We start from the raw sequence: 26,648 nt of genomic DNA, 5'->3' as shown, positions 1-26,648 counted from the left end.
TCTGTCAGGAACCGGGGACGGACCCGATTTGCGGCGGCTCGGGCGCCGGGGTGCGGATGAGGACGCCGACGGTCTGCTCCCACAGCCGCCGCCAGGTGCCGTCGGCCACGATCCGGTCCAGGAAGCCGACCACGATCCGCTTGAACTCCGGATCGTCCTTGGGCATCCCGATGCCGAACGGGCTGCTGCCGAAGGTCACCGGGGTCATCCGCAGCCGCCCGTCGACGGCGGCCTTGCCGAGCAGGATCGCGGTGTTCGCCGACCAAGCCTGCACCCGTCCCTGCCGGACCGCGGCGGCGCACTGGCTGCTTTCCTCGAACACCACCGGACGCGCCGCCGGGCATCCCGCGTGCAGCGCCTCTTCGGCCGCACCCGGTTGCACGGCGACGTCGCGCCCGGCCAGTTCGTTCAGCGACGTGACGTGCGGGCCGTTCGCGGCGACCAGCACGCCGGAGCGCGCGAGGTAGTACGGACCGGCGAAGTTCACCAGCCGCGCCCGGCTCTTCTTGATCGTGTAGGTGCTCACCGCGACGTCGACCGAATGGTTCTGCAGGATGGCTTCCCGGGTGTCCGCGCCCCCGGTGATGGTGTCCACCTCCGGCTTGCCGAGCAGGTACTTCGCCAGCAGCTGGGCGATCCCGGCGTCGAATCCGGTGATCTTGCCGGTGCCCGGGTTCATCAGCCCGAAGCCGGGCATGGTCACGGATCCCGACTGCAGCAGGACACCGCGGTCGCGGATCCGGCGCAGGGTGGGCGTGTCCGGCAGGCCGGCCCCGATCGGGCCGTGGTCGACGGCGTCGGCCTGGTCGATCGTGGTGTAGGCGCTGTTGCCGGTGGTGCGCCCGGCGGCGCGGCCACCGCAGGCGGCCAGCAGCGGAATCGCCCCGGCGGCGAGCAGCACCGCGCGCCGGGCATGGGTGCCTTCGGTCATCTCCGTCCCCGCTCAGTGGCTCAGCACCCGGGAAAGGAAGTCCCGGGCGCGTGCGGTTCGGGGGCTGGCGAAGAACGTTTCGGGATCCGCGGACTCGGCGATGCGGCCCTCGGACATGAACACGACCCGGTCGGCGGCTTTGCGGGCGAAGCCCATCTCGTGCGTTACGACGATCATGGTCATCCCGTCGGCGGCGAGCCCGGTCATCACGTCGAGGACCTCGTGGATCATCTCGGGGTCCAGCGCGCTGGTCGGTTCGTCGAAGAGCAGCACCGCGGGTTCCATCGCGAGCGCGCGGGCGATCGCCACCCGCTGCTGCTGGCCGCCGGACAGCTGCGCGGGGAACTTGTCGCCGTGCTCGGCGACGCCGACCCTGGTGAGCAGCTTGTCGGCCCGGTCGCGCGCGTCGCCCCGGCTGAGCCCGCGAACCCGGATCGGGCCGAGCATCACGTTCTCGCGGACGGTCTTGTGCGCGAAGAGGTTGAAGGACTGGAAGACCATGCCGACCTCGGCCCGCAGCCGCGCCAGTTCCTTCCCCTCTTCGGGAAGCGCCGTTCCGTCGATCTCGACGGTGCCCTCGTCGGCGGTCTCCAGCCGGTTGATGCAGCGGCACAGCGTCGACTTGCCGGAGCCGGAGGGGCCGATGATCACGACGACTTCGCCCCGGCGCACCTCGAGGTCGATGTCGGTGAGCACCCGCGCCGCGCCGAACGACTTCCGGACGCCCCGGATCTTCACCAAGGGCCGATCGGTGTCCATGTGGTCTCCTCACCGAGCTCACGTGTAGTGTTCACTACGCCCCACTGCTCGAACTGGGTAAACTTCGTGCAGTTTGTAGTAACAACTACGACGACGTCAAGGGTGTCATGGCTACTACTTCGTACGACGGCGACAACTTCGACGACTACGTGCGGGCCCGGCTGGACGACCTCAAACCGGCCGAACGGCAGGTCGCGCAGTTCCTGCTGGCCAACCCGACCGAAGTGCTGTTCACCTCGGCGGGCGATCTGGGCAGCGCCGCGGGAACCAGCGACGCGACCGTGGTCCGGACCGCGAAGGCGCTGGGCTACTCGGGCCTGCCCGAACTCAAACGGCACCTGGGCCAGACCCTGACGGCCCGCACGGAACCGACCACCCGGCTCACCACCACGCTGGAGAAGATCGGCTCGCGGCCGATCGACCGCGTGGTCGGCGACGGCGTCGAACGGCTGCAGGAACTGCACCGACACCTCGACCCCGCCGACATCGAGGCCGCCGCCGACACGCTCCTCGAAGCCCGCCTGGTCTTCACCTGGGGTCTGGGCCTGTCCTCGGTCTGCGCCGAGTACGCCGCGTTCCGCCTCGCCCGGCGCGGCCTGGTGACCCGGCACTGCCCCGACACCGGCTTCCGCCTCGCCGACGCGCTCCTCCCCCTGACCTCGGCGGACGCGATCGTGGTCTACGTACCCGCCCGGCACAACCGCGACGTCGAGACGGTCCTGTCCCACGCCCGGCGCACCGGCGCCGATGTCGTGCTGGTGACCAGCAAGCTGTCCACCGACCTCGCGGCGCGGGTGCGGGTCGTGGTCCCGGCGCCGGATTCGCCGACCGGGTTCACCGGCGAGACGCTCACCGCGTCGATCGTCACCGACATGCTGGCGCACACCATCGCGGCCAGGACGTCGGAAACCGCCAAGACCACCACGGAACTCCTCACCCGGCTACGCGGCGAACTCGGTGAACAACCCCGCCGTCCGTCGTGAAGCGGGCTCGGGCGACGGCCCGGCCAGCTTTTCCTACTAGACAGTAGGATCATCGCCTTGCTACCGTTCCTACCTGTCGGTAGGAATTGGCTCGTGAGGAGTGAGGCCATGGCCGTGCCCGTGTCGCTGCCGCGACGGAAGTCGATCGAGCCCGCGGAGGACTACGGGTTCTTCGGCCCGGATTCGGTCACCTGGCGCGTGTGGAGCTACCCGACGTCGCTGACGGTCGGTTTCCAGCGCGCGGTGGTCGTCGAGGAACTCGATCCGTTCCTGGTCGCCTCGGTGGACGCCACCCGCGCGATCTGGGACCGGCCCCGCACTCGCTACGACCGCACCCTGCGCTACTTCGCCCTGGTGGCCTTCGGGGACAGCCGCTCGACCGCCAAGGCCGCCGACGTGCTGGTCAAGGTGCACTCCAAGGCCGTCGGCACCGAACCCCTCAGCGGCCGGCGCTACGACGCCAACGATCCGGACTCGCAGCTGTGGATCCACCTGACCGCCTGGCATTCGATCCTGTACGCCTACGAGCGGTACGGGCCGGGCAAGCTGTCCGCCGAGGACGAGGAACGCTACTGGCGGGAGTGCGCCGTCGCGGCCGAACTGCAGACCTGCGACCCCGCCGACGTGCCGCGCACCAGGGAAGGCGTGCGGGCCTACTTCGAACGCATGCGCCCCCGGTTGGTCGGCTCCCAGGTCGCCAAGGACACGATGAACCACCTCCTGCGGGCCGAGGTCATGCTTCCGCCGTTGCCCGCGGTGCTGCGACCGGCGGCGAAACTGATCGCGTTCGCGCTGCGCAAGGCGACCCTGGCCACGATGCCGCGGTGGATGCGGGAGATGTCCGGGTTGCGGCAGTCGCGCGTCCTGGACGCCCTGGTGCGGCCGCTGGCGCGGATCACCTTCGCCGCGGCCCACCTCAGCAGGCGCGCCGAACTGCTCATGCTCGGCTTCCTCTCGCCGAGCACGGTGTCGGTCGTGGCGCCGGTCCTGCTCGGCGTGCCGCCGAAGCGGCCGGAAACCCGTACCCCGGCTCAGGCGCGCGAACGCTACGGCTACGCCGAACCCGCCAAGGCGCACCTCGAACTGCGGGCCCGCCAGGCGGAGCGGGCACTGTCCGGGCACCGCCCGAGCGACCAGGGAATCCGCGAATCCGAACCCATCCTCGGCTCCACCACCTGACCGGTCCCGCCGCGCCACGTGGCGTTTTGTCGGTGGGCGTGGGTAGCGTCCTGTGCCGTGGACGCAGGGGAACGCATTCAGGAGCTCGCCGACCGGGTGGTGGTGCTGCGGGACGCCTACTACCGGGGCTCGCCGCTGGTGGCGGACGCCGAGTACGACGCGATCGAGGACGAGCTGCGCGGGCTGGTCGAGGCGAACCCGGGGCTGGCGCCGGAGCCGAATCCGCTGGAGCAGGTGGGCGCGCCGGCGGTGCTGCACGCGCCGATCCGGCACTCGCGCCCGATGCTGTCGCTGGAGAAGGCGACCCGGCCCGAGCAGGTCGCGGCGTTCTTCGACCGCTTCCCCGGCCAGCCGGTGGTGGTGATGCCGAAGCTGGACGGCTTGTCGCTGGCCCTGGTCTACGAGAACGGGCGGCTGGCGCGAGCGGTCACCCGAGGGGACGGGACGACCGGCGACGACGTGACCGTGCTGGTGCGGGCGCTGACCGACGGGGTGCCGGAGCGGGTCGGCGCGCCGGGGCGGGTGGAGGTGCGGGGTGAGGCGGTGATGTTGCGTTCCACCTTCGCCTCCTACAACGAGCGACATCCGGACAAGCCGCTGATCAACCCGCGCAACGCCGCCGCCGGCACGCTGCGGGCCAAGGACCCGGCCACCGTCGCCGAGCGGCGCCTGCGGTTCTTCGCCTTCGATCTGGACACCGATCCCGACAACGCGGAGGCCGATCTGGAGAGCGCGCTGCGGACGCTCGGGTTCACCGCCGCGGACATGCGGCGCTGCGCCGACGCGGAGGCGGCGCAGCAGGTGATCGCGACGATCGAGCGGCAGCGCAACGATCTGGACTACGACCTGGACGGCGCCGTGCTGCGGCTGGCCGACCGGGACGCCTATGCCGCGGCCGGGACCCGGTCGAGTTCACCCCGCGGCGCGCTGGCGTACAAGTTCGCCGCCGAGGAGAAGACCACGGTGCTGTCCGATGTGGTCTGGGATGTCGGCAAGACGGGCAAGATCGCCCCGGTGGCCTGGTTGGAGCCGGTGTTCGTGGGCGGGACGACGGTCACCCGGGCGACGCTGGCCAACCAGGAGGTGATCCGCGCCCGCGATGTCCGGATCGGTGACACGGTGCTGGTGCGCCGCGCCGGGGACGTGATCCCGTTCGTCGCCGGTGTGCTCGACGCGTCGAAGCGCACCGGCGCGGAGCGGGAGATCGTGCCGCCCGCGACGTGTCCGTCGTGCGAGCAGCCGCTGACCGAGCAGGGCAACAGCCGCGAACTGTTCTGCACCAACCTCGCCTGCCCCGCGCAGACCGTGCGGCGGTTGATCCACTGGGCGTCGCGGGCCGCGGCGGACATCGAGGCCATCGGGCAGGTGTGGATCGAACGGCTGGCCGAGGCGGGGATCCTGGAGCGCCCGTCGGACTTCTACCAACTGACCAAGGAGCGGTTGCTGGAGTTCGAGCGCATCGGCGAGGTCTCGGCCGCGCGCATGATCGAGTCGATCGACGCGAGCCGCCGGGTCGGCCTGCGCCGGGCGCTGATCGGGCTCGCGATCCCGATGGCCTCCGACGGCACCGCCGCCCGGCTGTGCCGCGCGGGATTCGGCTCGCTGGAAGAGGTCGCCGACGCGGGCGTCGACGGCCTCGTGGCGGTGGAGGACATCGGGCCGAAGGTCGCCGCCTCCCTGATCGAGCACCTCACCCGGCTGCGGCCCGAACTCCAGCGGTTGCGGGAAGCCGGTGTCTCGCTGGAGGTGCGCGACGAGGACCTCCCGCCGGTCGTCGCGGCCGGCGCGCCCCTGGCCGGGAAGACGGTGGTGATCACCGGCGCGATCAACGACCCGCGCTCGGGCGAGAAAGTCGCCCGCCCGGCCTTCCAACGGCTGTGCGAGAAGGCGGGCGCGGCCATCGCCTCGTCCGTCTCGGCCAACACCGACCTGCTCATCACCGGCGCCGGGGTCGGCGAAAGCAAGCTCACCAAGGCCGAGAAGCTCGGCGTCGAGGTCGTCGACCAAAGCCAGATCTGGCAACAACTGATCGCGGCCGGTGTCGTCTGAGGGAACCCGGTGCTCACGACCCCGGTCACCCCGGTGCGGCGGCGTCGAACACGATGCGGCCACCGACCATGGTCAGCACCGGGGTGAGGCCGGGCAGGGATTCCGGATCGGTGGTGAGGGGATCCTGCGCCAGCACCACCAGATCGGCGAGTTTCCCCCTCTGGAGGGCGCCTTTCCGGTCCTCGGCGTGTTCGAAGTACGCGCCCGCGCCGGTCCAGAGCCGGATCGCCTGTTCCCGGCCGAGGCGGCGTTCCGGTGGGAGGACGGCGGTCTCCCCGTTCCTCCCGGGGAATCCGGCACCGGCGAACGTGGCGAGCCCGCGCCGCCAGTCGGGGAAGAAGCACGGCGCGTCCGAACTGTCGGCCACGGCCACGCCCGCGGCGAGCAGCGCCGCCGCGGGAAAGGTCCGCTCCCACCGGTCCGCGCCGATCACCGGCTCCATCGAGGCGCGGGTGTAGGTCTTCATCAGCGAGCTGGTGATCACTCCGATGCCGTATTCGGCGAGCCGGGGCAGGGACTCCTCGGACAGCAGCGTGCCGTGGATCAGCGCGTGCCGCGCCCGCGGCCACGGATCGGCTCGCTGAGCGCGGACGATTCCGTCGATCGCGGCGTCCGCGGCCCGGTCGCCGGTGACGTGGATCTGGATCTGGAGCCGGTGGCGGTGCACCTGGTCGATGATGTCCAGCAGTTCGGCGTACCGCGCTTCCTCGGTGGCGCCCGCGGTGACCAGCCCGCCGGAACCGCCTTCCGGATACGGCTGGTTCAGCCACGCCGTGCGGTTGCCGGGCACCCCGTCGGCGAACAACTTCACCCCGCCGACCCGCAACCAGTCGTCGCCGAGCCCGCTGGAAAGCCCGGCATAACCGAGCGCGGTCCGGATTCCGTCCGACGAGGTGGACGGGGAAGGCCAGTCCCAGTGCAGCAAGGTGTTGACCCGCACGGTCATCCGGTCTTCCCGGTGCAGGCTGAGGTAGTCGCGCAACAGCTCCGGCCACACCACCGGATCGGTCACGCTGGTGATGCCCAGCGCGTTGAGCGTCCGCATCGCCGACGCGATGGCGTCCAGCCGCCGCCGTTCCGGCAGTCGCGGCCGGTGCCGGGTGACCAGCCCGGCGGCCGATTCGAGCAGCAACCCGGTCGGTTCGCCGTCCGCGTCGCGGACGATCCGGCCACCGGCCGGGTCCGCGGTGTCCCGATCGATCCCGGCGACGCGGAGCGCCGCGGTGTTGGCCAGCACCGAATGCAGCGAGACGTGGTTCAGCACGGCCGGTCGCGGCCCGGTGACGGCGTCGAGGTGCTCCCGGTGCGGTCCCCGGGCGCCCGGGGCGAATTCGGCGATGGTGGTTTCGCGCCACCCGCCACCGATCAGCCACTCGCCGTCCGCGAGCCCGGCCGAACCTTTCGTCAGCGCCTCGCCCAGCGCGGCGACCGACCGCACCCCGCTGAGGTCCACCGAGAACGGCGGCGAGGACAGGCCGAACAGGGCCAGGTGCAGGTGGGCGTCGTTGATCCCGGGCAGCACCGCGCGCCCGCCGAGTTCGATCACCCGGGTGTCCGGTCCGATCAGCTCGCCGACGCTCTCGTCCGAACCGACGGCACGAATCCGCTCACCGGTCACCGCGACCGCGGAGGCCACGGTGAAATCCCGGTCCACGGTGAGCACGCGCCCGCCGCGGAAGACGACATCCGCCGCGCAATCGTTCCTCCGCACCAGCCTCACCAGCCCGCTTCCAGCACCCGGTCCAGCGCGGTGGCGAACTCGTCCGCGTGCGCCCGGGTGAAACTCAGCGGGGGCTTGAGCTTGAGGACGTTCCAGTGCGGCCCGGTGGGATACACCAGGGCCCCCGCCTCCTTCAGCCGCTCGCAGACGATCAGCGTCTCCGCCCTCGCCGGTTCCTTGGTTTGGCGGTCCAGGACGAATTCGACGCCGCTGTAGAAACCCTGCCCCCGCACGTCCCCGATCAGCTCGTGCTTGTCCGCCAGATCCCGGAGGCGGTCCCGCAGGTACTGCCCGACCTCCAGCGCGTTGCGTTGCAGCCCTTCCTCTTCCAGCACCCGCAGCAGTTCGAGGCCCACCGCGCAGGCCACCGGATTGCCGCCGTAGGTCGAGAAGAACCGGCCGGTCCGGTCGAACCCCTCGGAGATCTCCCGGGTGGTGACCAGGGCCGCGACGGGGAACCCGTTGCCCATCGACTTGCCCATGGTCACGAAGTCGGGCACCACGTCGTCGCCCTGGGTCTGGAAACCCCAGAACCGCTCGCCCAGCCGGCCGAAGCCGACCTGGACCTCGTCCGCGATGGTGAAGATCCGGTGCTGCCCGGCCGCCGCGAAGATCGGCGGGAGGTAGCCGGGCGGGAGCACCACCTGACCGGCCCCGGCGAGCAGTCCCTCGAAGAGGTAGGCGGCGGGCGGGCGGCCCTGGGCAGCGAGCCGGTCGAAGGTCTCGGTGACGTGTCCGGCGTACTTCTCCCCCGCCCGCGGGTCCTGGTAGCCGTACTCGCCCCGGTACCGGTCGGGCACCGGGGTCGGGTGCGTGGTGTCCGGCTTGCCGTAGTGCCGGTAACGGGACGGGCTCACGTCGGACACCACCGAGGTGTAGCCGTGGTAGGCGTCGTCGATGATCACCACGTCGTCCCGGCGGGACAGGTACCGGGACATGCGCAGGGCCAGGTCGTTGGCCTCGCTGCCGGAATTGAGGAAGTAGACCACGTCCAGCCCGTCCGGCAGGGTGGCGGTGAGCGCGGCCGCGTACTCGGTCAGCACGTCGTAGACGAACCGGCTGTTGGTGTTCAGCCTGCTCAGCTGCCGGGCGGCCGCGTCGACCAGCCGCGGATGGCAGTGGCCGAGCAGGGTGACGTTGTTCAGCGCGTCCAGATAGGACCGTCCCCATTCGTCGTAGAACCGGCAGTCCCGGGCGCGGACCATGGCCATCGGCTGCTCGAAGTAGGTGGGGTGGGTGCGGGGCAGGTGCGTTTCGCGGCCGCGCAGGGCGGCGTGCACCGACGGCGTCCACGCGGTGACCGGCGAATCCGGGCCGAACAGCCGCCCCGGGTCCGGGAACAGGCTCCGCCAGGCCGGGAACTCGGTCCGCGTGACGTGCGCGGGGACCTCCGGCCATCCGGTCACCGGCACGGTGGCCAGGCGCACGCGCAGGCCGGGCGCCGGGCCTGCGCCGGACCGGTCCGCGATCCGGCCGATCCGCTCGCCCGCGCCGATCTCCGCATCGGGCTCCGCCTCGACTTCCAGTCCGGAGTAGACGGTCCAGAAACGGACTCCCGGAGCCGGTTCGTGGCGCAGGACCAGGTCCGCCAACCCGGCCGCCTCGACGCGCCCCGCCAGGGGCGCCGAGACCGGCGCGCCCGGTGCCGCGAAGAATTCCAGTCCGATGTGGACGTTCGCGGGTTCGGAGCCACCGGTGGCCGACTCGGGGAAACGGGGTTCGCCGAACCGCCCGAGCGCGACCGCCGGGCGTTCGGCGGCGATCGCCGCCCGCGCGGCCGCGGTGAGCGCGCCGGGGTCCCCGGGATCCACGCCGTCGAACACGGCGCTGCCCGCGCCGAGGTCCACGACCGCCAGCTCGCCGTCCACAAAGGACTCCGCGGTCCGCTCCGGGGCGTCGAGCCACCCGGTCACCGCCGCGGCGTGCGGGCTCGCGGCCAGCCCGCACGCGTGGCGGATCATCCCGGTTCCCACCGCGGCGGGGATCGCGGCCAGCTTCCGGGCCAGCTCCGCGGTCGCCGGAGACCGGTGGCGCGGATCGCCGTGCGCTCCCGCCGCGCCGAGCCGGGCGGTGGTCGCCGCCACCATGGCCGTGCGCAACGCGATCAGCGGGAACACCAGGTCCAGCTCGGCTTCGGACAGCGGGCAGGCGCCGTGGTAGGCCGCGGCGAGGACCGCGGCGACGCGCAACGGATCCTCCGCGCCGCGCAGCACGCTCGAAGCCAGGATCGCCAGATCGGCCACCCGCGCGGAATGCAGGGCGTCGCCGAAATCGATGAAACCCGAGACCCGGTGCCGCGGCGACCGGGTGTCGACCAGCACGTTGTAGGCGTTGAGGTCGTGATGGACCACCGCCGTCGGCAGGGTGGTGAACCGGGACAGCGACGGCACGAACTCCGCGCGGATGCGGGCGAGCGCCGCCCGCAGTTCCGGATCGCCGACCGCCTCGGGAGCCCCGCCCAGTACGGCGTCGGCGCGCAGGAAGTCCCAGTAGTGCGACTCCGGCGGTGTTGGCGGGCGCCAGGAACCGGTCGCCGCGGTGAGCCTGCCCGCGGCGGCTCCGACGTCCCGCAGCAGTTCCGTCGAGTACCGGGGCACCTCGGCCAGCGGGGTGCCCGGCACCCAGCTCAGCAACCGCGCGACCACCCCGTCCGGCCCGGGCACCGGCACGATCGCGCCGCCCGTGGAGCCGGTCCGCACCCGCGGCACCGGCAACTCCGGATGGGACCGCTCCAGGTGCCGCAGCAGACCGGTCTGGAACTCCACGCGCGCCCGTTCGGACTCGGCGCAGAGCTTGAGCACGTACTCGCCGCCCCGATCGTCGGAAAGCCAGACGTTCTGGTCGGTCTCACCGGCCAGTGCGGCCGTGCGCACCGCGTCGACCCCGAACCGCGTGCGCAGCAGGTCACGCACCCGGTCGTCGGTCAGCGCGGGGCTGCCCGCCGTGATCCTCCGGTACTGCGCTTCGGTGTTGGTCATCAGCGCTCCCACTCGTCGAAGGTGTCCCGCTCAGCCGCTTTGCCAGGCCGCCCATTCCCGGACCATCCGCTGGTAGTTCTCCGTCCACCACTGCGCGTCGATCAGCACCTGGTCACCGGCGCGGTCCTTGCTCAGCACGTCCACCCGCTTGCGCAAGTCGTCGAGGGCGGGTTCGGCCCGGACGTTGGCGGCGCCCGCACCGGAGAGTTCGGCGAACTTCGCGCCCTGTTCCGGTTGGGACGCGAACCGGATCAGATCCTTGGCGTGGTCGGCGTTCCGGCTGCCCTTCGGAACCACCAGCACGTCCCAGGTCACCGGCACCTTGGTCTGGACCGCCCGCCAATGGAGGCCACCCGCCTTGAGCACGGAATACGCGCGTGCGCTGACCACCAGCGCCATATCCGCCTGGTTGTCCACCATCGCCTGCTGCTGCTGGCCGTAGGTCTGCGCCAGGATCAGCTCGGGCCGGATCCGGTCGTAGGCGCGCAGGGCGCGCCCGGTGTCCAGCGGATAGAGGTTCGCGGGCTCGACCCCGTCGGCGAGCAGCGCGGACTCGTACAGGCCGATGGCGGGGTCCTTGGCGTAGATCACGCGCTTCCCGGGGAACTTCGCGGGGTCGAAGAAGTCGGCGAGGGTGGTGGGCGGGCGCGCGCCATAGGTCTTCTCGTTGTAGAGGAACGCGAGCCCGAACAGGGCGGTCGGGACGCCGCAGTCGGAGAGCGTGCCCGGCGGGAAACTGTCCCGCAGCGCGCCGACGTCGATCTTCTCCAGGAGCTTCCCGCACTGTTCGCGGGCGATGAAGGCGTCGGTGTCCATGACGTCCCAGGTGACCTTGCCCGCCTCCACCATGGCCCGCAGCTTGGCGTTGTCCGACGGCCCGTCCACGGTGATCTTGAGGCCGGACCGCTTCTCGAACGGTTCCAGGAACGCCGCCTGCTGCCCGTCCTGGTAGGCGCCCTTCCCGTAGGAGACGAACGTCAGCCTGCCGTTCGGCGCGCCGCCGGTGCAGCCCGCGAGCAGTGCCGCCGCCAGCACCGCGGCACCGGCGATCTTCGTCCACCGCCGCCGGCCGGTCATCGCGCGGCCCGCACGGTCTCGGCGGCCGCCGGGGAACCGGCGACCTGCTCGCCCACCACCGCCTGGTGCCGCGGGTGCCAGCAGGCCAGCACCGGCTGCCCCGGCGCCGCGGGCAACGGCATCCCGGCCAGGTACATCGCCGACCCGGTGGCGTCGTCGTCGAACCGCAGGCCGATCCGGTTGTGGTTGCCGACGTAGACGACATCGGTGACGGTGGCCGCCCGGCGCTCGTGCCCCACCGGCACCGCGCCCGGATCGGTGTGCAGCTCGATCCGTTCCGGCCGGACCACCACGTCACCGTCCCCGGCGGAACCGGGGAACACGTTCGACTCGCCGAGGAACCGCGCCACGAACAGGGTCGCGGGGCGCTCGTAGAGTTCGGCGGGGGTGCCGACCTGCTGCACGACGCCGTCGTTGAACACCGCGATCCGGTCGGACAGGGTGAGCGCCTCCTCCTGGTCGTGGGTGACGAAGATGAAGGTCATCCCCAGCTCGCGGTGCATCCGGGCGATCTCCCGCTGCAACTGGCCGCGCAGGTTCTTGTCCAGCGCACCGAGCGGTTCGTCCATCAGCAGCGCCCTCGGCTGGTAGACGACCGCGCGGGCCAGCGCCACCCGCTGCTGCTGGCCGCCGGAAAGCTGCTTCGGCAACCGGTCCGCGAAGTCCTCGAGATGCACCAGGCGCAGCGCCCCGCGCACCTTCTCCGCGATCTCGGCCTTGGCCAACCCGCGCTGCTGCAAGGGAAACGCGATGTTCTTGCGCACGGACAGATGCGGGAACAGGGCGTACTGCTGGAACACCACGCCGAGGTCGCGGCGATGCGGTTTGACCCGGCTGATGTCCTTGCCGTCGACCGAGATCGTGCCCCTGGTCAGCGACGTGAACCCGGCGATCATCGACAGCATCGTGGTCTTGCCGGAGCCGGACGGGCCGAGGAAGGTCATGAACTCCCCGGGCGCGATGTCCAGCGACACGTCGGCCACCGCGGGCCGCGGCAACCCGGGGAACACCTTGGTCACCTCGTCGATGCGAATTCCGTGGCTGGCGTGGTCTTCGTTGTGAGTGCTCATGTTTCGCTCCGGCGTCGGCGGACGAATTGCGGGATCAGCAGGGCGAGCGTGGTCACCACGACGATCAGGCTGGACGCGGCCGCGATCGTCGGGTCGATCTCCAGCGTGATCGAGTCGTACATCTGCACCGGGAGCGTGCGGATGTCCGGGGTCTGCAGGAAGAGGGCGATCACGACCTCGTCCAGGGAGGTGACGAACGCGAAGACGAACCCGGACGCCACCCCGGGGGCGAGCAACGGGAGCGTCACCCGCCAGGTGATCGCCCACCAGGACGCGCCGAGGCTGGCCGCCGCGGTCTCCACCGTCCGGTCGTATCCGGCCAGGCTCGCGCCGACCGCGGTCACCACGAACGGCACCGCCAGCACGGTGTGTGCCAGCACGAACCCGAACAGGGTGCCGTTGAGCTGCCAGCGCAGGAACGCCGCGTAGATCGCGACCGCCACCACGATGCCGGGCACGATCATCGGCGCCATCATCGCCGAACGCAGGATCTCCTTGCCCCGGAACCGCGCGCGGTCGAGGCCGATGGCCGCGGCGACCCCGAGCACGGTGGCCAGCACCGCGGTGAGCAGTCCCACCTGGACCGAGGTGACCAGCGAGGCCATCCACTCCGGGGATTCGAAGAACTCCCGGTACCAGCGCAGCGACCACTCCCGGGGCGGGAACTCGAAGGTCTGGCCCGCGCCGAAGCTCATCGGGATGACCACCAGGGTCGGGGCGAGCAGCAGGATCGCCACCCCGGCGACCCAGCAGCGCAGGCCCCAGCCGAGTGCGCGTTCGCGCGGCACGTGCTCAGGCATGGTCCACCGCCTTCGACAACGCGGCGGCGGGCCGGGCGACTCGGCTGACCAGGAAGAGCACCAGCAGGGTCACCCCGAGCAGCACGGTGCCCAGCGCCCCGCCGCCGGGGAAGTCCAGCAGATCGCTCACCCGGGTTTCGATCACCTGCGAGACCAGCGACTGCTGCGGCGAGCCGAGCAGCGCCGGGGTGACGAAGAAGCCCAGCGTCACGATGAAGACCAGGGAGAACCCGGACACCACGGCCGGTAGCGACAGCGGCAGGTACACCTTGACGAACGCGGTCCGCCGCGGTGCGCCCAGGCTGGTCGCGGCGTCCAGCAGGCGCCGGTCGATCGAACTCATCCCGCTGAACAGCGGCAGCACCATGAACGGCAGCATCACCTGGACCATCGCCACGGTGACCCCGGCGACGCCGCCGAGCAGCACCACGCCGTCGACGCCGACCGCGGCGAACATCCGCTCGATCAGCCCGCCCCGCTGTTCCAGCAGGTACCAGGCGAAGTTCCGCGCCATCACCGAGGTCCAGAACGGCAGCAGCACCAGCACGGTCAGCACCCCGCGGGTCCGCCGGGACACCCGGGTCATCGCGTACGCGTAGGGGTAGGCGAGGAGCAACGTCGCGAACGCCACCACGCACGCCGTCCACAGGGTGCGCAGCAGCACGGTCACCGAGACGCCGTCGGAGAACAGCGCCGCGTAGTTCGCCCAGCCCGGTTCCGGTTCGGTGAAGCTCTGCCAGATGATCGTGCCCAGCGGGTAGCAGAAGAACACCAGCAGCGCGGCCGCCGCGGGCAGCAGCAGCCACCCGGCGGCGCCCCGGCGCGAACGGCTCCCGCCCGCCGCGGGCGCGCTCGGCGCCTCCGGAAAGGTCGCAGTGGTCATGCCGCCCTCCTATCCGGCCAGCCAGGCGGTGAACCTGGCGGTCACCGCGTCGAAGTTCCGCGCCCACCACGCCGCGTCACCGAGCACCACGCTGGACCGGTGTTCCGGTGAGAACGCGTCGATCTGCCGCTGCACGGCGTCGAACGCGGGTTTGATCGCCTCGTTCACCGGTTGCACGGAAGCGAGTTCGGAGAACTTCGCCGACTGCGCGTCCCGCGCGCTGAACTCGATGAACCGCATCGCCGCGTCCCGGTTGCCCGACCCCTTGGGCACCACGAGGTCGTTCCAGTTCACGATGGTCTTGTCCCAGACCGGCCGGAACGGGGCGCCCGCCTTCAGCGTCTGGTAGGCCCGTGCCGTGGACACCAGCGCCAGGTCGACCTGACCGTCCACCATGGACTGCTGGATCTGCCCGTAGGTCTTGGCGAACGTGGTCAGGTTCCGGATCGCGCCGACCTTGCGCAGCGCCCGCTCGACGTCGAGGGGGTAGAGGTTCGCCGCCGGAACCCCGTCCGCCAGCAGCGCGTCCTCCAGCAGGCCGGTCGCGAGTTCGGGGGGCACGATCCGCCTGCCGGGGTATTTCACCGGGTCGAAGAAGTCGGCGATGCGCGTCGGCGGCTGGTTCCCGTACTTCCTGGTGTCGTACATGAAGATGATGCTGTAGAAGTACGCGGGCACTCCGCATTCGCTCACCGTGCCCGCCGGGTACCTCGACCGGTCGACGATCGAGAAGTCCAGTTTCTCCAGGTACTTCCCGCAGTACTGCTCGGCCGCGGCGGCGCTGGTGTCGACCACGTCCCAGGTGACCTTGCCCGCGTCGACCATCGAGCGCAGCTTCGCCTCGTCGACCGGGCCGTCGTTGCGGAACCGGACGCCGGTGGCCGCGGTGTAGGGCTCCTGCCACGCCTTCCGCTGCCCGTCCTGGAACTCGCTGCCGGTGGAGACGAAGGTGAGCGACTCGCCCGCCGGGCCGCCGCCGCATCCGGTGAGCACGCTCAGCACCAGGAGCACGGCGATCGGCGCGAGCTTGCCGCGCCTGCGCCCGGCCGTCATAACGGCATCGCCTCGACGTGCTCGCGCACGACGCGCACCAGGGTGCCGGCCTGCTCGTCGGTGATCACCAGCGGCGGGGAGAGCACGATGTTGTTTCCCGCGGCGCGCACGATCAGGCCGTCCGCGCGGGCTCCGGACTGGACGCTCGCCGCGTCGCGGTCGAGTTCCACCCCGAGCATCAGCCCGATCCCGCGCACCTCGCGGACGTGGTCCAGGGTCTCCAGCGGCCGCAGCCCGTCCAGGATCCGGGCGCCGGCGACCTTCGCGCGGTCGAGCAGGCCCTCGCGTTCCAGGATGTCCAGGTTCGCGAGCGCGACCGCGGCGCCGACCGGATGACCGTTGTAGGTGAAGCCGTGCAGGAAGGTCGCCCCGTCGGCCAGTTCCAGCACGCGGCGGCCGATCAGCACGGCGCCCATCGGGATGTAGCCGCTGGTGATCCCCTTGGCGGTGACGATCATGTCCGGGTCGATCCCGTAGTGGCCGGAGGCGAACCAGTGCCCCGTCCGGCCGAACGCGGTCACGATCTCGTCGACGATCAGCAGGATTCCTGCCCGCCGAAGCACTTCCTGAACCCGCGGCCAGTAGTCGCGCGGCGGCGGGACCATGCCGCCGACGCCCAGCACCGGTTCGCCGATGAACGCGGCGATCCGGTGCGGGCCGATCTCGGCGATCCGCCGTTCCAGTTCGGCGATCAGCAGATCGGTCGCGCCCTCGCCGTGCACCAGTTCGTGCGGTTTGCCGAGGAACTCGACACCGGGCAGGAGCGGGCCGAACCCCGCGCGCAGCCGGTCGATTCCGGTGGCGGCCAGCGATCCGCCGCCCATGCCGTGGTACCCGCCGGTGCGGGCCAGGATGACGGTGCGTTCGGGGTTGTCCCGGGTCTGGGCGAGCCGGGCCAGCTTGATGGCGGTCTCCACGCCTTCCGAACCGCCGTTGGTGAAGAACACCCGGTCCAGTCCCGGCGGGGCGAGGCCGAGCAGGCGCTCGGCGAGCGCGATCGAGGGTTCGTTGGAGTAGTCGCCGAAGGACGAGTAGAACTCCAGCTTCTCGATCTGCTCGGCGGCCGCCTCCGCCAGCTCGCGGCGCCCGTGCCCGACCGGGCACTGCCACAGCCCGCAGGTTCCGTCCACATAGGACTTTCCCGCCACGTCCCAGAGCAACGCGCCGTGCCCGCGGTCGAACACCACGGCCGGGTCCGGCGCGCCGATCGTGGTGTGCGGGTGGATGATCGTCCGCGCGTCCCGTTCGGCGAGCCGGGTGGCGCGTTCGGTGCCGGTTTCCGTGCTGGTCATTTCGCCGCCTCCGCTTTCCGGTCAGAACCTGATCGAGACGGCCTTCGTCTCCAGGTAGGCCTCGATGCCCTCGGCTCCGCCTTCTCGTTCCTGGCCGCTGTTCTTCATGCCGCCGAAGGGGAGTTCGGGGCGCACCGGGCCCGGTTCGTTCACGCCGATCACCCCGAAGTTCAGCCGCTCGACGGCGTTCCAGGTGCGGGCGAGGCCACCGGAGAACACGTAGGCCGCGAGCCCGTAATCGGTGCGGTTGGCCCGCGCGATCGCTTCTTCGTCGGTGTCGAACGAGTAGACCGGCAGCACCGGCCCGAACGTCTCCTCGTGCGTGATCCGCATGCCGTCGTCGGCGCCGGTGAGGATCGTCGGCTCGTAGAAGGCGCCCGCCAGCGCGGGATCCGCCGGTTCCCAGCGGCGGCCGCCGAGCATCACCGTCGCGCCCCGCGAGACCGCGTCCTCGACGTGCCGTTCCACCTTCGCCAGGCCCGCGCGGTCGATCAGCGGGCCGGTGGTCGTTCCCGACGCCGAGCCGTGTCCCAGCCGCAGCGCGGCCACCTTCCGCTCCAGCAGTTCCAGGAACTCGTCCCGCACCTCGCGGTGCACGTAGAGCCGGTTGATCGCGATGCAGCTCTGCCCGGCGTTGAAGAACTTCGCCGCCGCGACCCCGGCCGCCGCGGCGGGCACGTCCGCGTCCGGGAACACGATCGCCGGCGAGTGCCCGCCCAGTTCGAGCGAGATGCGGCGCAGGTGGTTCTCGGTGCCGCGCACCAGGCCCAGGCCCACCTCGGTCGATCCGGTGAAACTGACCTTGCGCAGGCGCTCGTCGGCCAGCAGCGCGCCCGCCACCTCCGCGGGGCGGGACGTGGTCACGCACTGGAGGACGCCCGGCGGGAGCCCGGCGTCGTTGACGATGCCGATCAGCTCGGCGGCGATCAACGGCGTCTGCTCGGCCGGTTTCACGATCAACGGGACGCCCGCGGCCAGGGCGAGGCCGACCTTGCGGATCAGCATGCTGGCGGGGAAGTTCCACGGCGTGATGGCCAGGGCGGGTCCGACCGGGGACTTCAGCACCAGCCCCGGCCCGGAACCGGAGGCCGGGGTCACCCGCCCGTCGGCCCGCCTGCCCTGCTCCGCGCTCCACTCCAGCATGCGCGCGCTGCCGAGCAACTCGCCCCGGGACTCCGCCAGCGGCTTGCCGTTCTCACTGGTCAGCAGGCTCGCCAGGGACTCCGCTCGCGCCCGGATCCCCGCGGCCGCCTGGCGCAGCAGGTCGCCGCGCCGCTCGGCGCCCGCCGACCGCCAGCCGTCGAACGCGGCGCAGGCCGCGTCCAGCGCCGCGGCCGCGTCGTCGCGGTCACCGTCCGCCGCCTGCCCGATGACGTCCAGGGTGGCGGGATCCAGCACATCGAAGTTCCCGTTGCCCTCCTGCCATTTTCCGTTGATCAACAACGTCGCCGCGGAGTTGACGGACATCTCGGATCCCTTCCTCGCCGTGCCCCGATGCACCGGTTCACTCGCAGAGTCTCAGCCCGAGTGTTGAGAATGTCAACACCTGAATGGCAGAACCTGGGGGCGGAGCGCCTTCTGCACGAGGGCGCCGGGTGTGGGGGGTCGTGAGTGGACAGACCGGTTAGAACCGGCCGGAACACTCACGACCTACCTGGCGGCGGGGAGGCGGTGCCGCGCCCGCTCGTACTCGGCGACGATCCGCTCGACGATCTTCGCCGCCGGGAGGACCTCGTCCACCAGCCCGGCCGACTGCCCGGCCTCGACCTTGCCGCCGCTGACGTCACCGTGCAGCGCCGCGTCGCGCAGGGTCGCGGCGTCGAACGCCTCGCGGCGGGCGTCGAGCGGGGCCGCGACGCGCTCCAGCTCGGCCATGCGCGCGGTGAACTCGTTCGCGATCCCGCGAATCGTGCCCAGGCCGTGCCCGACGGTCCGGGTGTCCTCGATGGACGCTCCGGCCACGGCCGCCTTGTAGGCCGGATGGACGGTGGCCTCGTCGCTCGCGAGGAACCGGGTGCCGAACTGCGCGCCGCCCGCGCCGAGCGCGAGCATCGCGGCCAGCCCTGCCCCGTCCGCGATGCCCCCCGACGCGATGACCGGGGTGCCCGGGACGGCCGTCACCACCGCGCGCACGAGCACTCCGGTGCCCACCATCGAAGGCGGGGGATGCCCGCCCGCCTCGGCGCCCACCACGACGAGCCCGTCGACCCCGGCTCCGGCCGCCTTCCGGGCGTGTTCGGTTCCGGCGACGACGTGCAGGCAGATCGTCCCGGCGGCGTGGAACCGGTCGAGGTAGCGCCGGGGCCCGCCCTGGGAGGCGATCAGCACCGGCGGGCGGTGCTCGAGCAGGAGGTCGATGACCTCCTGCGCCCCCTTGCGGTAGAGCGGCAGGTTCACCGCCCACGGGCGATCGGTCCCCCGCCGCATCTCCCCCAGGGTCCGGTCCAGATCGTCGAGGCGCATCGGCCCGGCGGCCACCACGCCCAGCCCACCGGCCCGGCTGACCGCGAGCGGGAGCGCCGAGCACGAGGAGGCCCAGGACATCCCGGCCTGCACGATCGGCAGCTCGACGCCCAGCAGCCGGGTGACCGGGGTCGGAATCGCCGTCATGGGCCGGTCTCTCCGATCAGTTCGCGGGCGCGGGCGGCCAGCCGGTCCTTGCGCACCTTCGCGCTCGCGGTCCGCTCGAACCCTTCGACGATCCGGAAGTAACGGGGCGCCTTGAACCCGGCCATCCGCTCGCGCGCCCAGGCCAGCAGCTCGGCTTCGGTGACCGCGGCCCCCTCGTTGAGGACGACGAAGGCGAACGGAACCTCGAGGAGCCGGTCGTCGGGCACCCCGACCACCGCGGCCTGCCGGATGCCCGGGTGCCGGTGCAGGGCGTCCTCGACCTCCGCGGGGGCCACGTTCTCCCCGCCGACCCGGATGATGTCCTTGGTGCGCCCGGTGAAATGCAGGCGGCCGGTCTCGTCGAGCAGCCCGACGTCGCCGGTGGACAGCCAGCCGTCCGCGTCGAGCACGGCCGCGGTCTGCTCGGGCGCGTCGAGGTAACCGCGCATGACGTTCCAGCCGCGCACCAGGATCGAACCGGGCTCGCCGGGCCCGCAGTCCCGGTCCCCCGCCGGCGCCCGGATCCGGACCTCGACCCCGGGTTCGACCCGCATGGCGCCGGAGGCGCGCAACTCGCGGTCCTCCCACCAGCAGGACTGCGCCACGTTCGGCGACGCCTCGGAAAGCCCGTAGCCCGCCACGCATTCCACCGCGCCGAGTTCACCGATCACGCGGCGGAGCACCGCGGGCGAGGCCGCGACCCAGGCGCCGCGCAGCCACAGCTTCCGCCGGGCGCGGTCCGGATGGTTCAGCAGCATCAGCGCGATCGTGTCGTTCCCGGAGAAGTGGGTGCAGCGCTCGGCCTCCATCAGCCGCAGCGCCTCGGCCGGTTCGAACCGCGGCATGGTGACCAGGGTCGTGGCGTGCTGGATCGACGCGAGCACGGACAGCGTGCTCCCGGCGACGTGGAAGAACGGGCGCGCGCTGTGGAACCGGTCGCCGGGCCGCAGGCCCAGGCGCGCACCGGAGAAGAACGCGTCGGCGCACATGCTGCGGTGGGTGAGCAGCACGCCCTTCGGCCGGGCGGTGGTGCCCGAGGTGTACTGGACCAGCAGCAGGTCCTCCGGCTCGGCGCACGGCGGCACGTCGGCGCCGCCGCGGGCCAGGAAGTCCGGCCAGTCGGGCGAATCTTCGCCCAGCACGACGACCCGCTCGAGATCGGGCAGGCCGGGAACCGGCAGGTTTTCCCCGTCCAGGCCGAGTTCGCGGAGCATCGCGACGAAGTCGACGCGCACGACCCGGTCGGCGACGAACAGCGTGGTGACGCGGGACCGGGCGAGGGCGTCGCGGATTTCCCCGGTCCGCCACCGGGTGTTGAGCGGAACGGTCAGCGCGCCCAGCGAGCCGAGGGCGAGGAACAGCGCGACCCAGCGCGGTTCGTTGCCCAGGCACAGTCCGACCCGGTCGCCGCGGCGGATCCCGTGCGCGGCCAGCGCGGACCGGATCCGGACCACCTCCCCGGCGAGTTCGCCGTAGGTGATCCGCGCGTCGGCGGTGACCACGGCTTCGACGTCCGGCGCGAGCAGGGCGGCCCGGTCCAGCGCCTCGTGCACGGTCAGCGGGCACGCGGTCCTGAGTTCCATCATTCCTCCTCGGCCGTGCCCCGCCGGGCGAAGGCGTCGACACCGTCGCGCCAGCCGCCGTCGGCCAGGCCGTGCTCGATCGCGGCCAGCTCGATCCGGATCCCCCGGTCGAGATCGGTCTCGTGACCGAGGTCGACCGCCCGCTTGGTGAGCGCGATCGCCAGCGGGGGCGCCTGGCGGATCGTATGCGCGATCTCCGTTCCCGTCTCGGCGAGCCGCTCCCCCGGCACCACGCGGTTGACCAGCCCGAGTTCGCGCGCCTCGGCCGCGGTGACCGGGCGGTTGGTGAACAGCAGTTCCTTGGCCCGCCGCTTCCCGACGGCACGCGGCAGCCGCTGGGTGGCGCCCACGGTTCCCCAGTGCGGCTCCGGGAACCGGAACACCGCGTCCTCGGCGGCGACCGCGAAGTCCGCGGCGAGCACGATCTCCCCGCCCGAACCGACGACCGCGCCGTGCACCAGCGCGACCACCGGATGGCGGCACCGTTCGATCGCGCTGTACGCGGCGAAGGACGCGATCCGCCTGCGCCGCACCCAGGCCGCGTCCTTGTCCGTCCGCTCCCGCAGGTCGGCCCCGGCGCAGAAGGACGGCCCGGCCGCGGACAGCAGCACGGCCCGGACGCCGCCGTCGGCGTCGATCTCCTCGAAGACCTCCCGCAGCCGCAGGCACATCGGCAGGTCGACGGCGTTGCGCGCCGCCGGGCGCGCCAGCACGACCCGGGCGATCCCGGCGGCCACCTCGCAGGTCACCCGGTCCACTGTGGACACTTCAGATCACCCCTTCGATTCGCAGTTGGGCGAGTTCCCCGGGCGGCACGCCGAGCATCGTCGCGAGCACGTCCTCGGTGTCCGCGCCGAGCAGCGGGGGCGGGCAGGTCTCCGGCGGCGGCTCGCCGGTCTCGCGCAGCGGGGTCCGCAACGCGGGGAAGGCGCCCTCGGTCGGGTGGTCGAATCCGGCCACGACACCGCGCGCCGCGGCGTGCGGATCCGCCAGGGCCTCGCGCAGCCCGCGCACCTCCCCGGCGGGCACCTCGGCGGCGCGCAGCGCGGCGAGCAGCGGCCCCCGTTCCCGCCGGGCGATGGCGTCGGTCAGCGCACGCATGACCCGCTCCCGTTCGGCGACGCGACCGGCGTTGCCGCGCAGCCGGCGATCCGCCGCGAGATCGTCGAGCCCCAGCACGTGGCACAGCGGAACCCAGTGCTGGTCACTCGCGCTGATGTGCAGCCATTCCCCGTCCGCGTCGCGGAAGGCGGCCGAGGGCACCCGGCCCGGGTGCTCGGTCCCGGTCCGCACCGGCTCCTCCCCCAGGGCGAAGTACCGGGCGGCGTTGAGCGCGTGCAGGCTGAGCTGGACGTCCATCATGGCGATGTCGAGGTGGCGTCCCCGCCCGCTCGCGACGCGTCCGGCGAGCCCGCTGAGCACGGCGATGACCACCCACAGCCCCGAGGTCAGATCGGCCACCGGGACCCCGGTCTTCACCGGGGGCCCGTCCGGCGGGCCGGTCAGGGCCATCACCCCGGACAGCGCCTGGAACACCGTGTCGTAGCCCTTGCGGTGCCGGTCCGGGCCGCTCTGCCCGAAACCGGTGGCGGAAACGTAGACGAGACCCGGGTTCTCCGCGGCAAGGCCGGCGTAGCCGAGGCCGAACCGGTCCATCACCCCGGGCAGGAAGTTCTCCACCACGACGTCCGCCCGCAGCGCGAGTCCCCGGGCGAGTTCCCGCCCGCGCGGGGACTTCAGGTCCAAGGTGACCGAACGCTTCCCGCGGTTGAACGCGAAGAAATACGCGCTCTCCCCGTGCGGGAGCCGGGGTTCGAACCCGCGGGTCTCGTCGCCGGTCCCCGGGCGCTCGATCTTCACCACGGTGGCGCCGAGTTCGGCCAGGATCTGGGTGGCCATCGGCGCGGCCAGCACGCGCGAGAAGTCGAGGACGGTCACGCCCGCCAGGAGGCCGGGAGCCGCGCTCACCGGCGGAACCCGCGCATGAGGGCGTTGACGTCCTGCCCGGCGCGCATGGCGGCCTCGTACGGCAGATCGGCGACCCGGTGGAAGAGTTCCTTGGCCGCGCGCATCGCCCGCGGCTCGACCGCGGCCCAGCCCTCGGCGATGCCGAGCGCGGTGGCCAGCACCTGCCCGGGCTCGACGACCCGGTTGACCAGGCCGTGCCCGGCGGCCTCGGCGGCGTCGAGCAGCCTGCCGGTGCTGATCAGCTCGAAGGCGAGTTTGCGGCCGAGGTGGCGCTGCAGCCCGGTCATCACCAGGGCCGGGACGAGCGAATGCCGCAGCTCGGGGTAGCCGAACTTCAGATCGGTTCCGGCCACCGCCATATCGGCCCCGATGGCCAGCCCGGCGCCGCCACCGACGGCGGCGCCGCGCACCGCGGACACGACCGGTTTCCCGAGCCGTTGCAGTCGCGTTTGGACAGTGGCGGTCAGCTCGGCCCGGTCCAGCACCCGCGCCTGGTTGTCCGGGGTCAACTCCGCGAACTCGGTGAGGTCCGCGCCCGCGCAGAACCCGCGCCCGCTGCCGGTCAGCACGACGGCGCGGACCGACGGCTCCCGGTCGGCCGCGCGCAGCGCCTCGTCCAGGGCCCGGGTCAGCGCGGTGTTCAACGCGTTCAGCTTGGCGGGCCGGTTGAGGGTCAGCACGCGCACCGGCCCGCGATCCTCGACGAGCAGCGGTTCGCCGGTGGTGGTGACGGTCAAGAAGATCTCCTTGTCGGCAGGGGTTCAGGCGGACCGCGCGAAGCCCGCGCGGGCGACCATGCTGTGCAGTTCGCGTCCCAGCGCGGCCTCGCAGGCGCGCGACGCGGCGGCGAGGGCGTCGAGGTCCAGACCGGTGCGCACGCCCATCGCCTCGAACAGGGCGACCAGATCCTCGGTGCAGACGTTGCCGGTGAGCCCGGCGCCGTACTCGATGGCGGCGGGATGCCCGCCGACCCCGCCGAGCGCGCTGTCGAAGTTCCGGCACCCCGCCTCCAGCGCGGCGACGGCGTTCGCGATCCCGGCGCCGCGCGTGTTGTGGAAGTGCGCGATCACCGGCAGGCCCGGGAGTTCGGTTTCCAGCCGGCGGAACATCGCGGCGACGGCCACCGGGGTCGCCACCCCGGTGGTGTCGCCGAGGGTGACCGCGCCGGCGCCGAGGTCGGCGAAGCGCGCCACGTCCTCGATGACCCGCCCGGGATCGACGTGACCTTCGAACGGGCAGCCGAAGGCGACCGACACCACCCCGATCAACCGGAAGCGGCCACCGGCGAGCCGGGCCATCTCGGTGACGCGCTCCCACTGCCGGGCCCGGGTCGTGCGCAGGTTGCGCTCGGTGTGGCTCTCGCTCGCCGACACGAGCAGGCTCAGCTCGTCCGCCCCCGCGCCGCGGTCGAGGTCGGCGAGCGCGCGCTCGACGGCCCGCGGGTTCGGGCAGGTCGCCTTCAGCGCGACTCCGCCGCCGCGCGGCGCCGCGGCGAGCACCTCGCTCGCGTCGGCGAAGGCGGGCACCCGGCCGGGATGGCTGTAGGCGGTCGCCTCGACGCGGGTGAATCCCGCGGCCACGAACCGTTCCAGCAGGGCGACCTTGGTGGCGGTCGGGAGGAAGACCGGTTCGTGCTGGAGCCCGTCGCGGGCGAAGCATTCGCAGATCGTGACCGCGTCGGCCATGGCGTCACCTCCTCAATGGATGACTCCATGACTACGGCAAGCTGTTGATAATGTCAACAGGCCGATCAGTCGTCGCCGAGCGCGTCCCGCTCCTGCCGCTCCAGTTCCAGCGCGAGATCCGCGAGCTTCCCGAGGGCCCGGTCGAGCACCTCGCGCTCGTGCCGGGACAGCAGCCCCAGGAAGGTCGCGTCCCGCTCGTTCGCGGCCCCGATGAGTCCTCTGTAGACCTTCTGCCCCTCGGAGGTGAGCGAGAGTTGCGAGGTGCGGCCGGAACCGGGCGTCCGGTCGACCAGTCCCCGCTCGGCCAGTTTGGTGACCACCCGGCTCATCTGCGCCTTGTCCAGACCCGCGCGGCGGGCCAGCCGGTTGAGGGTCAGCGTCGCGTCCGCGGCGATCAGCGCGATCGCCCGCCACTCACCGAGACTCACGTCGAACTCCCGCCGGTACCGCAGCGCGGCACTGCGCGACAGCGCGGAGGAGGTGCGGGACAGGCGGTAGGACAGCAGTTCGGAGATGGGGAGCAGGTCGCCGCCGCCGTCACGCTGAGCCATACCGGCATAGTAGCGACCATCCCTCGGGTATTGACAAAGTCAACACCTGATGCCGACACTCTGCACGCCACCGCCCCAGCCGGGCGGATCCCCGACGAAGGAGTCGCACGCCGTGGCCGCAACCGGAACCACCGCCGTCGACCGCGCCGCGACCTACCGGAAGATCGCGTTGCGGATCATGCCGCTGCTGGTGCTCTGCTACATCGTCAGCTTCATCGACCGGACCAACATCGGCATCGCCCAGCAGGGACTGAACCGCGACCTCGGGCTCGGCCCGGCGGTCTACGGCCTCGGCGTGACGCTGTTCTTCGTGGGCTTCATCCTCTTCGAGGTCCCCAGCAACGCCCTGCTCGCCCGGATCGGCGCGCGCAAGACCCTGGTGCGCATCATGGCCTCGTGGGGCGCGGTCACCATCGCCACCCTGTTCGTGCGCGACGAGCTGACCTTCTACCTCGCCCGGTTCCTGCTCGGGGTCACCGAGGCGGGCTTCTTCCCCGGGGCGCTGTTCTACCTGTCCCGCTGGTTCCCTTCGGCGCGCCGCACCAGGATGACCGCGGTCTTCTTCGTCGGCGTGCCGGTCTCCGGCGTGCTCGGCTCGATCGTCTCCGGAGCCATCATGCACGGATTCGGCGGGCTCGGCGGGCTCGCCGACTGGCAATGGCTGTTCCTCGTCGAGGGAATCCCGCCGATCGTCCTGGCGCTGCTCGTCCTCCGGTGGCTCGTCGACGAACCCGAACAGGCTCGCTGGCTCCGCGCGGACGAGCGGGCGGCCGTGCGCGCCGACCTCGACGAGGACCAGCGCCGGAAGGACCCCGGCGACCGGGCGGGGCACGACGGCCTGCTGGCCGCGCTGCGCGACCGCAAGGTGTGGCTGCTCGGGCTCTGCGCCTGCGGCGCCTACACCCTGGCCAACGCCGTCTCGTTCTGGACGCCGCGCATCATCGCCGACGCCGGTGTCGGCAACGTGCTCAACCTCGGGTTCTTCTCCGCCCTGCCACCGCTGGCCGGAATCCTGGTGATGCTGCTCGTCGGGCGGCACTCCGACCGAACCCTGGAACGCCGCTGGCACGCCGCGGCCAGCTGGCTCGTCGCCGCGGGCGCGATGGTGGCCCTCTCCTTCGCCGGGCACAACGTCGGCCTGGTCGTCCTCCTGCTCGCGATCCTGGCCGCCGCCCACTACGCGGGGCTCACGGTCTTCTACTCGATCCCGTCCATCTACTTGTCGACCCGGGCCGCGGCCACCGGCATCGCCGTCGTCACCTCGATGGGCTCCTTCGCCGCCGCGGTCTCGCCCTCCCTGCTCGGCTTCATCCAGGCCGGCACCGGCAGCCTCGCCCTCGGCCTGCAGATCAGCGCCGGAATCGTGCTGCTGGCGGTCGCCCTCCTGCTGATCGGCGTCCGCCCCGGCGACCTCCGCGAACAGCCGTCCTGACGCGAGTCCCCCGTTTCGGTCTACCGAGTTCCCCGTTTCGGTAGG

General features: G+C 72.1%; 22 protein-coding genes. 4 read left to right on the top strand and 18 right to left on the bottom strand.

Translation table 11 applies throughout. The features are described 5' to 3' along the window. Nucleotides 1-4 precede the first annotated feature (4 nt). The gene (locus FXO23_RS02430) at nt 5-931 is read right to left on the bottom strand and encodes a transporter substrate-binding domain-containing protein (RefSeq protein WP_158880282.1); all 927 of its coding nucleotides are present in this window, start codon (nt 929-931) and stop codon (nt 5-7) included. Nucleotides 932-943: 12 nt separating this feature from the next. Continuing rightward, a complete protein-coding gene (locus tag FXO23_RS02425) occupies nt 944-1,690 on the bottom strand; it encodes an amino acid ABC transporter ATP-binding protein (protein WP_158880280.1) in 747 nt (248 codons plus the stop codon). Nucleotides 1,691-1,797: 107 nt separating this feature from the next. On the opposite strand from FXO23_RS02425, the gene FXO23_RS02420 reads away from it, so the two are divergent. The 3 genes from FXO23_RS02420 to ligA all read left to right on the top strand — a co-directional run bounded on the left by FXO23_RS02420 (nt 1,798) and on the right by ligA (nt 5,901). Further along, complete coding sequence (locus tag FXO23_RS02420; RefSeq protein ID WP_158880278.1) at nt 1,798-2,673, top strand: MurR/RpiR family transcriptional regulator; 876 nt, start codon at nt 1,798-1,800, stop codon at nt 2,671-2,673. A 108-nt stretch (nt 2,674-2,781) separates the two neighbouring features. Next, on the top strand, nt 2,782-3,852 hold the full coding sequence (locus tag FXO23_RS02415; protein WP_158880275.1) for an oxygenase MpaB family protein: 1,071 nt from the start codon (nt 2,782-2,784) through the stop codon (nt 3,850-3,852). 57 nt (nt 3,853-3,909) lie between these two features. Next, nucleotides 3,910-5,901, top strand: a complete 1,992-nt coding sequence (gene ligA / locus FXO23_RS02410; protein ID WP_158880272.1) for an NAD-dependent DNA ligase LigA — start codon at nt 3,910-3,912, stop codon at nt 5,899-5,901. Nucleotides 5,902-5,926: 25 nt separating this feature from the next. Here the strand turns inward: ligA and FXO23_RS02405 are convergent, their stop codons facing one another. From FXO23_RS02405 to FXO23_RS02330, 16 genes are all read right to left on the bottom strand, one after another. Further along, nucleotides 5,927-7,612, bottom strand: a complete 1,686-nt coding sequence (locus FXO23_RS02405; RefSeq protein WP_158880269.1) for an amidohydrolase — start codon at nt 7,610-7,612, stop codon at nt 5,927-5,929. Between the two features lie 5 nt (nt 7,613-7,617). Next, entirely contained in the window at nt 7,618-10,599 is a 2,982-nt protein-coding gene (locus FXO23_RS02400) for an aminotransferase class III-fold pyridoxal phosphate-dependent enzyme (RefSeq protein WP_158880265.1), read from the bottom strand. A 30-nt stretch (nt 10,600-10,629) separates the two neighbouring features. Further along, nucleotides 10,630-11,676, bottom strand: a complete 1,047-nt coding sequence (locus FXO23_RS02395; protein ID WP_158880262.1) for an extracellular solute-binding protein — start codon at nt 11,674-11,676, stop codon at nt 10,630-10,632. Then, entirely contained in the window at nt 11,673-12,746 is a 1,074-nt protein-coding gene (locus tag FXO23_RS02390) for an ABC transporter ATP-binding protein (RefSeq protein ID WP_158880259.1), read from the bottom strand. The genes FXO23_RS02395 and FXO23_RS02390 overlap by 4 nt, the downstream gene beginning before the upstream one ends. Then, complete coding sequence (locus FXO23_RS02385; RefSeq protein WP_158880257.1) at nt 12,743-13,546, bottom strand: ABC transporter permease; 804 nt, start codon at nt 13,544-13,546, stop codon at nt 12,743-12,745. The genes FXO23_RS02390 and FXO23_RS02385 overlap by 4 nt, the downstream gene beginning before the upstream one ends. Then, on the bottom strand, nt 13,539-14,429 hold the full coding sequence (locus FXO23_RS02380) for an ABC transporter permease (RefSeq protein WP_158880254.1): 891 nt from the start codon (nt 14,427-14,429) through the stop codon (nt 13,539-13,541). The genes FXO23_RS02385 and FXO23_RS02380 overlap by 8 nt, the downstream gene beginning before the upstream one ends. A gap of 9 nt (nt 14,430-14,438) precedes the next feature. Beyond that, nucleotides 14,439-15,482 carry an extracellular solute-binding protein gene (locus tag FXO23_RS02375; protein ID WP_158880251.1) on the bottom strand — a complete coding sequence of 348 codons (1,044 nt, stop codon included), beginning with the start codon at nt 15,480-15,482 and terminating at the stop codon, nt 14,439-14,441. Beyond that, nucleotides 15,479-16,774 carry an aminotransferase family protein gene (locus FXO23_RS02370; RefSeq protein WP_158880248.1) on the bottom strand — a complete coding sequence of 432 codons (1,296 nt, stop codon included), beginning with the start codon at nt 16,772-16,774 and terminating at the stop codon, nt 15,479-15,481. Before FXO23_RS02370 ends, FXO23_RS02375 begins: the two co-directional genes overlap by 4 nt. A 21-nt stretch (nt 16,775-16,795) precedes the next feature. Then, entirely contained in the window at nt 16,796-18,241 is a 1,446-nt protein-coding gene (locus tag FXO23_RS02365; protein ID WP_158880245.1) for an NAD-dependent succinate-semialdehyde dehydrogenase, read from the bottom strand. A gap of 183 nt (nt 18,242-18,424) precedes the next feature. Further along, on the bottom strand, nt 18,425-19,384 hold the full coding sequence (locus FXO23_RS02360) for an NAD(P)H-dependent flavin oxidoreductase (protein WP_158880242.1): 960 nt from the start codon (nt 19,382-19,384) through the stop codon (nt 18,425-18,427). Next, on the bottom strand, nt 19,381-20,970 hold the full coding sequence (locus tag FXO23_RS02355) for an AMP-binding protein (protein WP_246256842.1): 1,590 nt from the start codon (nt 20,968-20,970) through the stop codon (nt 19,381-19,383). The genes FXO23_RS02360 and FXO23_RS02355 overlap by 4 nt, the downstream gene beginning before the upstream one ends. Then, nucleotides 20,967-21,734 (bottom strand): enoyl-CoA hydratase/isomerase family protein, encoded by a 768-nt coding sequence (locus tag FXO23_RS02350; protein ID WP_158880236.1) that lies wholly within the window; start codon nt 21,732-21,734, stop codon nt 20,967-20,969. The genes FXO23_RS02355 and FXO23_RS02350 overlap by 4 nt, the downstream gene beginning before the upstream one ends. Before the next feature lies 1 nt (nt 21,735). Beyond that, the gene (locus tag FXO23_RS02345; RefSeq protein ID WP_218951877.1) at nt 21,736-22,935 is read right to left on the bottom strand and encodes a CaiB/BaiF CoA transferase family protein; all 1,200 of its coding nucleotides are present in this window, start codon (nt 22,933-22,935) and stop codon (nt 21,736-21,738) included. Then, nucleotides 22,932-23,672: an enoyl-CoA hydratase/isomerase family protein gene (locus FXO23_RS02340; RefSeq protein ID WP_425484831.1), complete on the bottom strand. Its 741-nt coding sequence runs from the start codon at nt 23,670-23,672 to the stop codon at nt 22,932-22,934. Before FXO23_RS02340 ends, FXO23_RS02345 begins: the two co-directional genes overlap by 4 nt. 24 nt (nt 23,673-23,696) lie before the next feature. Further along, the gene (locus FXO23_RS02335) at nt 23,697-24,620 is read right to left on the bottom strand and encodes a hydroxymethylglutaryl-CoA lyase (protein WP_158880233.1); all 924 of its coding nucleotides are present in this window, start codon (nt 24,618-24,620) and stop codon (nt 23,697-23,699) included. A gap of 65 nt (nt 24,621-24,685) precedes the next feature. Continuing rightward, on the bottom strand, nt 24,686-25,171 hold the full coding sequence (locus FXO23_RS02330) for a MarR family winged helix-turn-helix transcriptional regulator (RefSeq protein WP_158880230.1): 486 nt from the start codon (nt 25,169-25,171) through the stop codon (nt 24,686-24,688). Nucleotides 25,172-25,283: 112 nt separating this feature from the next. Here FXO23_RS02330 and FXO23_RS02325 point away from each other — a divergent pair, with 112 nt between their 5' ends. After that, entirely contained in the window at nt 25,284-26,603 is a 1,320-nt protein-coding gene (locus FXO23_RS02325) for an MFS transporter (RefSeq protein WP_246256840.1), read from the top strand. Nucleotides 26,604-26,648 lie beyond the last annotated feature (45 nt).

The organism is Amycolatopsis anabasis (assembly GCF_009765355.1).
In the GTDB taxonomy this organism is placed as follows: Bacteria; Actinomycetota; Actinomycetes; order Mycobacteriales; family Pseudonocardiaceae; genus Amycolatopsis; species Amycolatopsis anabasis.
This window is presented reverse-complemented; position numbering and strand designations above follow the sequence as displayed.